Source organism: Mesobacillus boroniphilus, assembly GCF_018424685.1.
Taxonomy (GTDB): Bacteria; Bacillota; Bacilli; order Bacillales; family Cytobacillaceae; genus Mesobacillus; species Mesobacillus boroniphilus_A.
This window is the reverse complement of sequence record NZ_QTKX01000001.1, coordinates 1,662,294-1,675,268: the sequence shown is the minus strand read 5'-3', so window position 1 is coordinate 1,675,268 and position 12,975 is coordinate 1,662,294. Positions and strand designations below refer to the sequence as shown.

The following is a 12,975-nucleotide window of genomic DNA, read 5'->3' as shown; positions in this document are numbered from 1 at the left end:
TCATTGGTATATTTAGGAGTAGGGCTTGGGGGAATGTTAGGAAGCCTATTGCGGTACTTAGTCAGTCTTAGCACAAGCAATATTTTAAATAATGGGTTTCCCATAGGGACGTTAATTGCCAATTATGCAGGCTCTTTGTTCTTAGGTTGGTTCACGGCCCGCATCATAGCGAGAAGCAATCTAAATCCTGTACTGTCGGCAACAATTGGCACTGGTCTGACAGGATCATTCACGACTTTTTCAACCTTCAGTCTTGAGACGCTGGTCATGTTAGAGAACGGCAGCGTCGGGTTGGCATTGCTTTATGTTATGCTCAGTGCGGTTGGCGGGCTGACCCTTGCAGCGTCAGGGTACAAACTTGGCGCAGTGTCGGGCAGGGAGGCTGGAAAATGATTGGTTTTGTATTGGTAGCTTTAGGCGGAATGTCTGGAGCTCTCTTAAGGTTCGGTGTCCAAAAGTTAATGCCAAAAACGATTCTGCCCGTTGCTACACTCACAGTGAACCTCCTTGGCTCTTTTCTGCTCGGGTTGATTGTCGGTCAAGGAATGCAGGGGAATCTATATCTTTTTGCTGCCACTGGTTTCATGGGAGCGTTCACCACTTTTTCAACACTGAATGTGGACTTAGTTAAGCTGATCAACAACAAACAAAGCAAAGCTGTATTGGTCTATGTAATAGGTACCTATGTCGGCGGTCTCTTCAGTGCAGTGGCAGGTTTATTTATTGGCAGATTTTTATGAGAAAGGAAAAAGTACCTCCATTGTTAGTTTTGTGTCTAACAATGGAGGTGCAGTACATAGCTGGTGTTTTTTCTATCTACCGAGTTATATTAGTTCTCTTTTCTTTTTCAATAGCTCGGCAAGGACGTTGTCGAGTTCCTCATATCCAGACTCATCCTTGTTCATGAAAGATAGCCTGCCGACAATGGCGTTGATTTCATTTTGCACGACCATCAATTGTTCTTCTTTTTTCTTACTGCTTAAATTTGGAGAAGATTTTTGATTGTTAAATTCTTTCATACCAAATTCTTTTCTGCTAATTTTCCCGTTATCGATCAATAAAAGTTTTTCACTGATTTTCTCTATAAAATAAACATCATGTGAGACAACCAAAATGGAACCTTGGAAGTCCATCAAAGTTTTTTCGAGACTTTCCCTGCTTGCAAGGTCCAGGTGATTGGTAGGTTCGTCTAATATCAGCAAGTCGATTTCATCCAAGAGCATCATCACTAGCTTTATTCTCGTCCTTTCGCCAAGACTGAGGTAGCTGATTGGGACCGTAAGCTTTTCTTCATGGAGTCCAATATTGGCAAAAATCGTCCTCGCTCTGCCGATGGATTCTCTGTCAGTAAGTCCTGTGTATTCCAGTGCCGTTTTATCGGGAGGGAGGTCTGATACATCTTGGCTGAGGTATCCAATCCTTACAGTTTCGCTGACCCAAACTTCACCTGATGAAGGTGTGTCTTCACCAAGCAATATTTTAATAAGGGTTGTTTTACCACTTCCGTTTGTACCCAACAGAGCCATACTCTCTCCGTGGTTCATATAAAAATGGCTCTTTTCAAACAAACAGCGGCTGCCAAAGAATTTTGAAAGATCGCGGGCTTCTAATATCCGTTTTCCTCGCTTTCGACTGTCCTGAAATTCGAAGCGAACCGCAGCTTCCTCCTTTGGTGGTTTAACCTCGTTCTTTTCAAGCTCTTGATTGAGTCTTTTCATCTTCGATTTTATTTGATTATCCATCTTTTTTGCCTTCATACGATAGTATTCTTTATAGCCTTCTTGCTTCGTCGAATCCCGATGGGCTTTTTCCGACCAGTTTTTGAGATTGGCCATTTGCTGTTCAATTTGTTGTTTATGTTTTTGCTGTATTCCGTATTGGTGAAGCTGTATTTCATATAGTTTCTCTTTTTCCTTGCGGTAAGCAGTGTAGTTTCCATGAAATAAATTTGTTGTGCCATCCTCTATTTCGATAATTTCAGTCACGGTCCGGTCGAGGAAATATCGATCATGGGAAATGATGATTACGGCTCCTTTAAAGGTTTTTATTTCATCAATCAGCCATTCTACACCTTGCAGGTCCAAGTGGTTTGTTGGCTCATCGAGTATGAGGAGTTCAGGTCTGCTTGCCCAGATACTTGCGAGTGAAATTTTCAACTTTTCTCCGCCACTTAATTTTTCCCAATCAGGATCAACCCAATCAACATCCTTGTTTAATCCTAAATGACTTGAGAGCTCGAAGAGGCCGTTTTCCGCCAGAGAAAAGGGATTCTCCAATTCATGAATTGAATATTCTGTTGATTGCTTGAGATAGCCGATGTTCATATTGTTGTTAAAAGTATCAATCATTCCTTTATCAGGGGTGATGCTCCCATAAATTATATTTGCGAGTGTAGTCTTACCAGCGCCATTATTGCCGACAAGGCCAAAACGGCTGTTATGTTTTATATCCATTTCTGCATTTTGTAATATTTGCTGTTCATTAAAGCTCTTCTGAATACCTCTTATTTTCATGATTGTCATAAAAATTCCACCTTTCGAGTTGTGATTATTGAATGAAGGTGAGTATTTTATCCATCAAAAAAACCTCCCAGGAGTTCCCGGAAGGTTCTGCTAAGCATTCACAATAGATTCAATCGCCACAAAACAGGCATAGTAATGCCTAAAGGCATTATGCTTGATTAGGGTATAAATCGACTTGGAATGGCAAAATGAGCAGACTAATCCTATTTCCGGGCAACACGTTTTTTCATATTAGAAAAACGGGCAGAAAATAAGATTAGTATTTCATCGGCTCTTTACCATTCCCTTCAGATATCATTAATTCAAAGTATAACTTGATGAAAAGTCGGCTGTCAACCATAATATTCCATAAAAAAGCATAGGCGCCTTGGTTAGCTTCGACAAGTGCTGGAGCTGTTCAATTCACGAAGTGAAAAATTTATACTTCCTGATACTATTAAAAAAGCCCGGGAAGTAAGTTCCCAGGCCTGTCATATTTTAAATTTGGTGTTCTATTTTCATTGGTTTTTCCTTTTTTTCATAAATCTTTCTTGCGAGGAGTGTTTGTACAATCAGAAACATCCCGCCAACTGTCCAGTAAAGGGGAAGTGCTGATGGTGCGTTTAATGAGAACATCACGATCATAACTGGTGACATGAGTCCCATAAACTTCATTTGCTTTTTCTGTTCCTCAGTTACATTGGACATGGACACCTTAAACTGCAGATAATAAATCAGTCCGGCAGCTGCAGTGATCCATATATCAGAATGTCCAAGGTTAAACCAGAGGAAGGAGTGGCTGGCAATTTCGGCAGAACCGCTAATCGCATAATATAGCCCCATTAAAATCGGCATCTGGACCAGCATCGGCAGACAGCCAACAGAGAGGGGATTTACCCCATGTTTCTGGTATAGCCCCATCATTTCCTGCTGTAGCTTCCGTTGTTCAGCAGGTTCTTTTGTTTCTTTAAGCTTCTTTTGAATCTCATCCATCTCAGGTTTAAGTACTTCCATCTTTTCTTTCATATTCTGTTGATTTTTATATTGTTTTAACATTAAGGGCATTAACACCAGCCTGATGAGCATGGTGATCAAAATAATTGCCAGACCGTAGCTTCCGCCTGTAATGCCTGCAAACATATGAATCAGCCAGGTGAATGGATTAATAAACGTAGCCTGGAAGAACGATCCCTCGCTTGTCAGTGCCTGGCATCCTGTTAATAGTAATGATAAAAGTAGAACGAAAATCATGGTGTATAGCTTTTTCATCTTTCTCCTCCTAAATATTAGCTATTTTTAACTAACGGAGAAAAATGACTGTCTTCATCACCAGGATCTATTTTGATTTTTATTCGCTTAAGAAATTGCAGGTGAAACCTCATTCCAAGTTCAGCTTTATTTTTAAAAGCTGTTTCAGAAGTGGATGGCTTTAGCCTGATTCGCAATAAAAATGATTGGATAATAGAGGCTTCACGCAAAATCCAGAAGACGGACATCGACATGCTGATAAGCAAAGTCAAATAAACACTATAAACGGCTGTTGCATCAACGGACTGAGCATAAAATTCCAATAGCATGCCATCACCTCTTTTCAATCATTGTTCAATTATATTTGAAAAATCGAATCTGAGCAATTCATATAATATATACGGAATTAAATGAAAAAAGTTTCATTTCCCAAATAGTGGGGGTTTTAAAGATTAGAATAGTGGCTATGTATATAGAACAAACTTCCCAATCCGAGAAGGGGTGGCAATCATGAAAAAAGTAGTATACGGATTAATGATTAATTCAGGTGACGCTGACGAAATGCTGTGGGACCATGGTATATGGGAAACAGAAGAAGCAGCGAATGAATACATTGAAAATGAAATGTCTACTATTAGCGGCGTTTGGGTAGGGGAACTCAAGGTCAATGACGCTATTCCAGAAGTTGCAGAATATGATGCGGAAGAAATGGTAGAGTGCGCACTATGTGGAATCGAGTATAATCCTGAGGACGTAAACACTCATGATTACGATGAGGCAGTTTGCATCAACTGTGAACCTGGATATAAGGAAAATATGAATATAGCATAAGAACATAAAAGCCATGGACGAGTCCATGGCTTTTGAAAATCAGAATTTTATTTGGTTATGACAAGGGTGTGGTTATCGCATTTCACAGATTGCTTGCTTTTCTTGAACAGGTAACTGCTCAGTCATATACTTTAGTTCAGCAATCAACATAGTTACGGAACGACTTAGTAATTATTATGAAATTGCATGTATTTTGACAGCTTTTCAGGTTACGAAGGCAAAGCTGTCAAGAAAAGCTCGATATTGTAACAGCTTTTCAGAGAAAGGAGGCAAAACTGTCAAGAAAAGCTCGATATTGTAACAGCTTTTCAGAGAAAGGAGGCAAAGCTGTCAAGAAAAGCTCGATATTGTGACAGCTTTTCAGAGAAAAGAGGCAAAGCTGTCAAGAAAAGCTCGATATTGTGACAGCTTTTCAGAGAAAAGAGGCAAAGCTGTCAAGAAAAGCTCGATATTGTGACAGCTTTTCAGAAAAAGGAGGCAAAGCTGTCAAGAAAAGCTCGATATTGTGACAGCTTTTCAGAGAAAAGAGGCAAAGCTGTCAAGAAAAGCTCGTTATTGTGACAGCTTTTCAGAGAAAAGAGGCAAAGCTGTCAAGAAAAGCTCGATATTGTGACAGCTTTTCAGAGAAAAGAGGCAAAGCTGTCAAGAAAAGCTCGATATTGTGACAGCTTTTCAGGATAAGAGGTCAATGCTGTCAAGAACCGGACGTTATTTAGTCAGTTTTTCAGTGAAGTAATTTACAAGCCCCAATAAGTGACCGTATCAAATATCCCAACGATGATTAAAATGTACCCGGCTATCTTCTGTACCATTGAACCCAGCTTACGCCCTTTTTTCATCAATGACCCATTCAGGCCGATGTATGAAATGATTGCTGCAAAGATCATCAGCGGGATGGAAGTACCAATGGCAAAAACAGAAGGCAGGACTGCTCCGTATGATGTACTCAGCACGATCGGCATAAGCGTAAAGAAGAATAGGGAAAACATCGTAGGACAGAATGCGATTGAAAAGCTTACCCCCATTAAAAAAGAGCCTGTTTTTCCGCTGCCTGTCCATTGTGGCAAATCAGAAGTCAAGCGGTTGATAAAATTAAATGCGAAGAGACCAATAAGTGACAGACCGATCAGGATGAATAGTGGACCCATCAGTTTCCGGAACCACGCAAAGAACCCTGGCAAAACTTGCTGGAAGCTCTGTCCTATTAGCCAGACCGCAAGTCCGAGCACTGTAAAGACTAGTATTTTACCTAGTATGAAAAATGCAATCTCTATCCACTGGCTTTTTGTTTGCAGACTCCGGTTGCCATAATAGGTGATTGCACCGAGATTTCCTGTCAGCTGACAAGGGGCAAGAGCCCCGACAAGTCCTAAAAGGAAGCTTGCCAATAAGGGGATTTGTTCAGTCTGATTTACAAGAGTGAAAAATGGTCCGCTCAAAAAATTGCTGATTTCTGTAAACAGTTGATACATCCTATACCTCCACTATCACTATTACCACTATGATACTAAAAAAATATCAAAAATGTATGCAGAGAAAAACAGCAGGCAATTGGCCTGCTGTTAATTCACTGACATATGGGCTGTCAGTAGCTTATATGCATTCTCCACTTCATCGTCAGAAGGCGGTTCAACATCTTTAAGAGGGTACTCAAGCCCTAATGCTTCCCATTTATAAACACCAAGCTTATGATACGGCAGGACCTCAAGCTTTCGTACATTTACCAGGGTACCTATAAACTCGCCTAGTTTGGAAAGGTCTTCAATTTCATTTGTGACACCAGGAACCAGGACGTGGCGAATCCAAATTGGCACTTGGTGATCAGATAAAAAGCGGGCGAAATCCAAAATATGATCATTGGCCATTCCTGTCAGATTGATATGTTTTTTCCTGTTAATATGTTTTAAGTCTAAAAGAATCAGGTCAGTGTAATTCAAAAGCTCTGCCAGCTGCTCCTGAAAAAGGGGAGCGCTTGAATAACATCCTCCTGAAGAATCAATAGTCGTGTGAACTCCGATTTTTTTACACTCCTTGAAAAGCTCGGTAATGAAAGGAATCTGTAAAAGCGGCTCACCGCCGCTTACTGTGATGCCGCCGCCAGAAGCTTCAATAAAAGGGAGATAGGCTTTCAGATCATCAATAATTTCGGAAACAGACATCTGTTTGCCCGTGCCGATCTCCCAGGTGTCTGCATTATGGCAAAATTGGCAGCGCAGCAGGCACCCCTGTGTGAAGATGACATAGCGTATCCCAGGTCCGTCTACAGTTCCAAAGGTTTCAATAGAATGAATGTTTCCGATCATGCTGTTTTCTCCTTTCATTAAAACAGGAATTCTCGCCATCGGGAAGACAACTCCTGTTTCGGTGCACTTGAATTATTTACATTGTTTCATGGAAAGTACGGTTGATTACGTCCATCTGCTGTTCACGTGTAAGCTTGATGAAGTTTACAGCATAACCAGATACACGGATTGTCAGCTGCGGATATTCTTCAGGATGCTCCATCGCATTTAACAGAGTTTCCCTATTAAATACGTTTACGTTTAAGTGATGACCGTCTTTGATTGCATAGCCATCCAGGATGGAAACAAGGTTATTTGTACGGCTGCCTTCATCTTTTCCAAGTGCTTTTGGCACGATGGAGAAGGTGTTTGAAATTCCATCCATAGCATAGTTGTATGGAAGCTTTGCAACAGATGACAGGGAAGCGAGTGTTCCTTTAGTATCGCGGCCATGCATTGGGTTAGCACCTGGCGCGAATGGTTCACCAGCGCGTCTTCCATCCGGCGTATTTCCCGTCTTTTTACCATAAACGACATTGGAAGTAATCGTTAGAATTGACATGGTATGGACAGAATTGCGATATGTCGGGTGCTTGCGCAGCTTTGTCATGAAGTTTTTCACAAGTTCAACTGCTATGCTGTCAACACGGTCATCGTTGTTTCCGTATTTAGGGAAATCGCCTTCTGTTTCAAAATCAACAGCGATGCCGTTTTCGTCACGGATTACTTTTACCTTTGCATGCTTGATTGCGCTCAATGAATCCGCTACTACACTTAACCCTGCAATTCCAGTTGCCATTGTGCGAAGGACTTCTGTATCATGCAGCGCCATTTCGATTCTTTCGTAGCTGTATTTATCATGCATGTAGTGGATGACATTAAGAGTATTGATGTAAAGGCCAGCAAGCCATTCCATTACATTATCGAATTTTGCCATTACTTCTTTATAGTCAAGCACATCAGACGTAATGGGGCTGAAGCCTGGAGCAACTTGAATCTTAAGCTTTTCATCGACACCGCCATTGATGGCGTAGAGCAGAGCTTTCGCCAAGTTGGCGCGAGCACCAAAGAACTGCATCTGCTTACCAATTTCCATTGCCGAAACACAGCAGGCAATTCCGTAGTCATCACCATATTCACAGCGCATCAGGTCGTCATTTTCATATTGAATTGAGCTTGTTTTTATGGACATCTCAGCACAATACTTTTTGAAGTTCTCGGGCAGGGCAGGAGACCATAACACAGTCAGGTTTGGCTCTGGAGCCGGTCCAAGATTATCAAGTGTATGAAGGAAGCGGAAAGAATTCTTCGTTACAAGCGATTGCCCGTTATGTGCCATTCCGCCGATTGACTCAGTTACCCAAGTTGGGTCACCGCTGAATAACTCGTTATAGTCAGGAGTACGAGCAAATTTCACCAGGCGAAGCTTCATGACGAAATGATCGACAATCTCCTGTGCTTCTTTTTCAGTAAGTGTTCCATTTTGCAGATCACGTTCAATATAGATATCCAGGAATGTTGCAACCCGGCCAAGGCTCATTGCTGCTCCATTCTGCTCTTTGATCGCTGCAAGGTATGCAAAGTAGACCCATTGGAAAGCTTCGACTGCATTGGATGCCGGCTTGGAAATATCATAGCCATAACTCTGGGCAAGCTGCTTCAATTCATTCAACGAACGGTATTGCTCAGAAATTTCTTCCCTCAGGCGCATTGTGTCTTCAGTCATGACACTGCTTGTCATTTCATGATCCTTCTTCTTTTGCTGCATCAGGAAGTCTACTCCATATAGAGCTACACGGCGGTAGTCTCCGATGATGCGGCCGCGTCCATAAGCATCTGGCAATCCAGTGATGATTCCAGCTTTACGAGCCTGGAGCATTTCTTTTGTATAAACATCGAAAACACCCTGGTTATGCGTTTTACGGAAGTCAGTGAAAATCTTTTCTACTTCTTCATCCAATTCGTAACCATATGCCTCGCAGGCAGCTTTCGCCATACGAATACCGCCATAAGGCTGCATGGAGCGTTTGAATGGCTGATCAGTCTGGAAACCTACAACTTTTTCTTTGTTCTGGTCAAGATAACCCGGCCCGTGGGATGTAATGGTGGATACCACTTTCGTATCCATATCAAGAACACCGCCATTTTCACGTTCCTGTTTTGTCAATTCCATTACCTGCTGCCATAATTGAAGCGTTTCTTCAGTTGCACCTTCAAGGAAGCTGGAATCACCAGTATATTCAGAGAAGTTTCTTAGAATAAAGTCCCTAACATTGATTTCTTCCTGCCAAGCACCATTTTTAAAGCCTTTCCATTGTTCCATTTAAGTTCACCTCTAAAGTAGATGTTTATATAACAGTTACCACACTTTAATGATACTACGTATATAACAGAATGGGTGTGACATATTTGTGAAATAATGAACAAAGCTATTAATATATGAGTTGTTTTCCTGGTTTTGTAACGGAAGATAAAACCTGTACTATAATTATATGAGTGTTTTTTTGTTCTGTTATATAAAAATGTTTCTATGTATATAATTCTATCAGGAAATTTTGTACCGTGTTTATAGTGTTATGTATGTTTTGTGTCAAATACGGAAGCATACAAAAAGAAAAAACAGGATGCAAGATCCTGTTCTCCTTTTGGATTAATCGACAACGATATAGGCGATCATAGGTCCATTATGTTCTGCTGAAGGGTGGGTCAGACAAATCAGCCTGTACGTTCCTTCTTTATCAAACTGTAGAGGGACAACTGTTTCTTCCCCTTTTTTCACTACACCTTTAATATCGGTTCCTTCAATAATGAAAGGATGTTCTTTACCGTTGACTCCCAGTATTTTCAATCGAACCTTTTCTCCTTTTTCCAAAAAGATTGTACCTGGGTCCCAGCGGTATGCTTCAATTTCCTTGCCATCATCCGTACTGGATTTAAACTCCCCTGTTACCATGTGGATTTCCCGGATTTGTTCATTTTGCCCGCCTATTGCTGGAGTGGCATCAGGCTTTAGGCTAAACCATAATGAACCGATGATGGCAATAAAAACGATTAGCCCGAAAAAATATAATGTCTTTCTTTTAAACACAAAGAAATGCATGTTTTCACCTCCTTACTGTCCTCCTTAAATATCTATGCTCGTCCCCTTGCTGAACTTGTCAAATTTTTTTAATTTCACTTGTATAGATTAACAGGGCAACTACAAACTATAGATTAGATACAAACTAAGGAGGAAAGTATGTACCGTTTATTTACGCATAATGATTTAGATGGGGTGGCGTGCGGAATTTTATTCAGGCTCGCATTCGGTGAAAAAGCCGATATCCGATATAATTCTGTCTCTGGACTAAACTTCCAGGTGGAAAAATATTTCGAGAGAATGAATGACCGCATGAAAAAGGAAGACCACCTTTACATAACAGATTTATCTGTCAACCATGAAGTCACTGAAAAAATCAATCAGTTCGTGCAGAATGGGGGAAAGGCAAAGCTGATTGACCACCATAAAACAGCATTGCATTTCAATGAATATAGCTGGGGTTTGGTAAAAGTAGAGGATGACTCCGGGACACTGACAAGCGCGGCGTCACTCGTATATGACTATTTAGTACAAGGAAATCATCTGGTGAAAAATGGATCACTCGATGAGTTTGTTGAGCTTGTAAGGCAATATGATACCTGGGACTGGGACATCCTTAAGAATTACAAAGCTAAGAATTTAAATGACCTGTTTTTTATGGTTTCAATAGAAGAATTTGAAGAGCGGATGGTACCGCGTCTGACATCTGGAGATACTTTTGATTATGATGATTTTGAAAAAAAACTCCTGGAAATGGAAGAGGATAAAATCGAACGATATATCAGGAGGAAAAAAAGGGAAATCATCCAAATTGAAACCGATGGTCTATATGGAGGCATCGTTCATGCGGAATCCTATCATTCGGAATTAGGTAACGAGCTGGGCAAGGAGTATCCACATCTGGATTATATAGCTATTTTGAACTTAGGAGGAAAGAAAATAAGCTTCAGAACAATCCATGATGACGTTGATGTCTCTGCTGTCGCTGGCGAGTTTGGGGGGGGCGGACACGCCAAAGCATCTGGATGCTCGATGAATAAGGAAGCTTATAACCGGTATATTGAACAGGCCTTCCCGCTTGATCCAATCAAGCCTGATGCCTTTAAAAACACTTATAATCTAAAGGACTCAAAAAAGGGATGCCTGTACGAAAATCGTGACCGGGATTTGTATCTGATTTATACGGATGGAACACGATATTTCGTTCAGCAGGAAAGTAAAGATCGGCACGGACCCTTTGACAATTTTGATTCAGCTGAACGCTTTATAAAAAGAGAGTTTGGAGCAGCTCTTGCCAGAGATGACGTATATATATCTTATCTGGAAAATATCGTCTTTAGCGGAAGGAATTGAGGACAGAATGCCTGTCTGACGAAGTCCTCTTTCGGTAAAACAGCCTAGTCAATAGTCAGATATTGAATAATTTACATTTAGGTCACCTATGTGCTTTATTGGTGACCTGTTTTCTTGAAATCGCGCTTTATTGGGCATCAACAGCCTGTATTGGTGACTGATTTATCCAAAATTAGGATTTATAAGACGCCAATAGTCTGTTTTGGTGCCTTGTTTATCCATAATATGGGTTTTTAAGTGACCAATCGGCTCTATAGGTGGCTTTATGATCTAAAATATGGATTTTTTGTTAGCCAATCGGGCTCATTGGTGAATGGTTTTTCCACAATCTGTATTTTGTAGGAGGCAACGAGAACTCACTCGAATTTAACAGAACGATGTGTGCTGGGCTTTGATCTTTACAAACTTTTCCGATTATTCCAGTTTAATTAAAAAATAATAACACTAAACAAATTTCGACAAGATTCTGTTAAAATAAGTGAAGATATTAGGACACTGGATGTGGTAGGATGAGGAAGTTTTTGGCCCTATTTATGTTGTTATTGATAAGCGCGTATTCTTTTAATGGTTTAGTTAAAGCAGAGTCAGGTGATCCTGTTTTAACTTCTGAGGCCGCCGTTTTGATGGACACGCAGTCGGGTGCCATACTATTTGGGAAAAATGAAGAAACAATGATGTATCCTGCGAGCCTGACAAAGATTGCGACCGCCATCTATGCAATTGAAACAGCGGACCTTGATGAGCTAGTCGTTGTTAGTGAAGAAATTGAGAATATCGATGGAACTCGGGTTTATCTCAATCCTGGAGAGCAGGTTTCGTTGAGGAAATTGATCCAAGGAATGCTCATTAATTCAGGGAATGATGCTGCACTGGCAATAGCCATCCATCTGGATGGTTCTCTGGAGAGCTATTCAAAAAACATAAATGAGTTCTTGGAGAGCGATATTGGTGTAGAGGATACTCATTTTGTCAATCCGCATGGTTTGTTCGATGAAAACCATTATACAACAGCCAAGGATCTTGGCTTAATTTTAAACTATGCAATGAACAATCCGGATTTCCGGGAAATTTTTGGCACAAAACAATTGGAGTGGGATGGAGAGTCTTGGGATACAACAATTCTCTCCCATCATCGAATGCTAAAAGGTGAAATTCCTTATGAAGGAGTAACGGGTGGAAAGACTGGTTTTGTGGACCAATCAAAGCAAACCCTTGCCACAACAGCTGATAATGGCCAGTTGAAATTGACTGCCATTTTGCTGAAATCAGAATACAAACGGAAAATTTATGAGGATACTATTAAGCTATTCGACTATGGCTTCACTGCTTTTAAAACCTCTCAAATCAGTAAAGGGGAAACCTTCACAAATGGAAACTTGAAGTTCAAAGCAAGTAAGGACCTCCTTTTGACAGAACCAATTGAAAAAGGCAAAAGAGTGGTGGACAAAGACGGAATATTAAGGATCGAGAATGAGGACGGAGAAATCATTCAATCCATTGAACTTAAACCACTGATCGGAAAAAAACCGGAAGTAAAGAAGACTGCACCAGAGCCTAAACAAAGCGGGCTGCTTTCTGTTAATACTATATTAGGAGCAGTAGTGATAGTGGCGGCAGCTGGACTGTGGATGGTTAATCGAAAACAAAAAAAGAGCAGAAGATATCGAAGCAGGTGATATAA

The 12,975-nt window shown here is 40.8% G+C and carries 12 protein-coding genes; 5 read left to right on the top strand and 7 right to left on the bottom strand.

What is annotated here, in order from left to right:
- Positions 1-3 precede the first annotated feature (3 nt).
- Both crcB and DYI25_RS08515 read left to right on the top strand, forming a co-directional pair.
- A complete protein-coding gene (crcB, locus tag DYI25_RS08520) occupies positions 4-393 on the top strand; it encodes a fluoride efflux transporter CrcB (protein ID WP_213367965.1) in 390 nt (129 codons plus the stop codon).
- Positions 390-740, top strand: a complete 351-nt coding sequence (locus tag DYI25_RS08515; protein ID WP_213367964.1) for a fluoride efflux transporter FluC — start codon at positions 390-392, stop codon at positions 738-740. The genes crcB and DYI25_RS08515 overlap by 4 nt, the downstream gene beginning before the upstream one ends.
- Positions 741-824: 84 nt before the next feature.
- Here DYI25_RS08515 and abc-f read toward each other — a convergent pair whose 3' ends face one another.
- The 3 genes from abc-f to DYI25_RS08500 form a co-directional block, all read right to left on the bottom strand.
- The gene (abc-f, locus tag DYI25_RS08510; protein ID WP_213367963.1) at positions 825-2,522 is read right to left on the bottom strand and encodes a ribosomal protection-like ABC-F family protein; all 1,698 of its coding nucleotides are present in this window, start codon (positions 2,520-2,522) and stop codon (positions 825-827) included.
- 477 nt (positions 2,523-2,999) lie between these two features.
- Positions 3,000-3,770, bottom strand: a complete 771-nt coding sequence (gene yidC, locus DYI25_RS08505) for a membrane protein insertase YidC (RefSeq protein WP_213367962.1) — start codon at positions 3,768-3,770, stop codon at positions 3,000-3,002.
- Positions 3,771-3,787: 17 nt separating this feature from the next.
- On the bottom strand, positions 3,788-4,078 hold the full coding sequence (locus DYI25_RS08500) for a hypothetical protein (protein ID WP_213367961.1): 291 nt from the start codon (positions 4,076-4,078) through the stop codon (positions 3,788-3,790).
- Between the two features lie 181 nt (positions 4,079-4,259).
- Between DYI25_RS08500 and DYI25_RS08495 the strand changes: the two genes are divergently transcribed.
- Positions 4,260-4,580 (top strand): hypothetical protein, encoded by a 321-nt coding sequence (locus DYI25_RS08495; RefSeq protein ID WP_213367960.1) that lies wholly within the window; start codon positions 4,260-4,262, stop codon positions 4,578-4,580.
- A gap of 737 nt (positions 4,581-5,317) precedes the next feature.
- Here DYI25_RS08495 and DYI25_RS08490 read toward each other — a convergent pair.
- From DYI25_RS08490 to DYI25_RS08475, 4 genes are all read right to left on the bottom strand, one after another.
- Entirely contained in the window at positions 5,318-6,052 is a 735-nt protein-coding gene (locus DYI25_RS08490) for a sulfite exporter TauE/SafE family protein (RefSeq protein ID WP_213367959.1), read from the bottom strand.
- 90 nt (positions 6,053-6,142) lie between these two features.
- Entirely contained in the window at positions 6,143-6,883 is a 741-nt protein-coding gene (gene pflA / locus DYI25_RS08485) for a pyruvate formate-lyase-activating protein (protein WP_213367958.1), read from the bottom strand.
- A 76-nt stretch (positions 6,884-6,959) separates the two neighbouring features.
- The gene (pflB, locus tag DYI25_RS08480) at positions 6,960-9,185 is read right to left on the bottom strand and encodes a formate C-acetyltransferase (protein WP_213367957.1); all 2,226 of its coding nucleotides are present in this window, start codon (positions 9,183-9,185) and stop codon (positions 6,960-6,962) included.
- A gap of 327 nt (positions 9,186-9,512) precedes the next feature.
- The gene (locus tag DYI25_RS08475; protein WP_213367956.1) at positions 9,513-9,962 is read right to left on the bottom strand and encodes a cupredoxin domain-containing protein; all 450 of its coding nucleotides are present in this window, start codon (positions 9,960-9,962) and stop codon (positions 9,513-9,515) included.
- A 138-nt stretch (positions 9,963-10,100) separates the two neighbouring features.
- Here DYI25_RS08475 and DYI25_RS08470 point away from each other — a divergent pair, with 138 nt between their 5' ends.
- The gene (locus tag DYI25_RS08470; protein WP_213367955.1) at positions 10,101-11,294 is read left to right on the top strand and encodes a DHH family phosphoesterase; all 1,194 of its coding nucleotides are present in this window, start codon (positions 10,101-10,103) and stop codon (positions 11,292-11,294) included.
- A 509-nt stretch (positions 11,295-11,803) separates the two neighbouring features.
- On the top strand, positions 11,804-12,970 hold the full coding sequence (locus DYI25_RS08465; RefSeq protein ID WP_213367954.1) for a D-alanyl-D-alanine carboxypeptidase family protein: 1,167 nt from the start codon (positions 11,804-11,806) through the stop codon (positions 12,968-12,970).
- Positions 12,971-12,975: the final 5 nt, after the last annotated feature.

Coding starts and splice junctions, on each gene's coding strand:
- DYI25_RS08515 (WP_213367964.1), top strand. CDS start 390: ATGATTGGTTTTGTATTGGTAGCTTTAGGCGGAATGTCTGGAGCTCTC.
- abc-f (WP_213367963.1), bottom strand. CDS start 2,522: ATGACAATCATGAAAATAAGAGGTATTCAGAAGAGCTTTAATGAACAG.
- yidC (WP_213367962.1), bottom strand. CDS start 3,770: ATGAAAAAGCTATACACCATGATTTTCGTTCTACTTTTATCATTACTA.
- DYI25_RS08500 (WP_213367961.1), bottom strand. CDS start 4,078: ATGCTATTGGAATTTTATGCTCAGTCCGTTGATGCAACAGCCGTTTAT.
- DYI25_RS08495 (WP_213367960.1), top strand. CDS start 4,260: ATGAAAAAAGTAGTATACGGATTAATGATTAATTCAGGTGACGCTGAC.
- DYI25_RS08490 (WP_213367959.1), bottom strand. CDS start 6,052: ATGTATCAACTGTTTACAGAAATCAGCAATTTTTTGAGCGGACCATTT.
- pflA (WP_213367958.1), bottom strand. CDS start 6,883: ATGATCGGAAACATTCATTCTATTGAAACCTTTGGAACTGTAGACGGA.
- pflB (WP_213367957.1), bottom strand. CDS start 9,185: ATGGAACAATGGAAAGGCTTTAAAAATGGTGCTTGGCAGGAAGAAATC.
- DYI25_RS08475 (WP_213367956.1), bottom strand. CDS start 9,962: ATGCATTTCTTTGTGTTTAAAAGAAAGACATTATATTTTTTCGGGCTA.
- DYI25_RS08470 (WP_213367955.1), top strand. CDS start 10,101: ATGTACCGTTTATTTACGCATAATGATTTAGATGGGGTGGCGTGCGGA.
- DYI25_RS08465 (WP_213367954.1), top strand. CDS start 11,804: ATGAGGAAGTTTTTGGCCCTATTTATGTTGTTATTGATAAGCGCGTAT.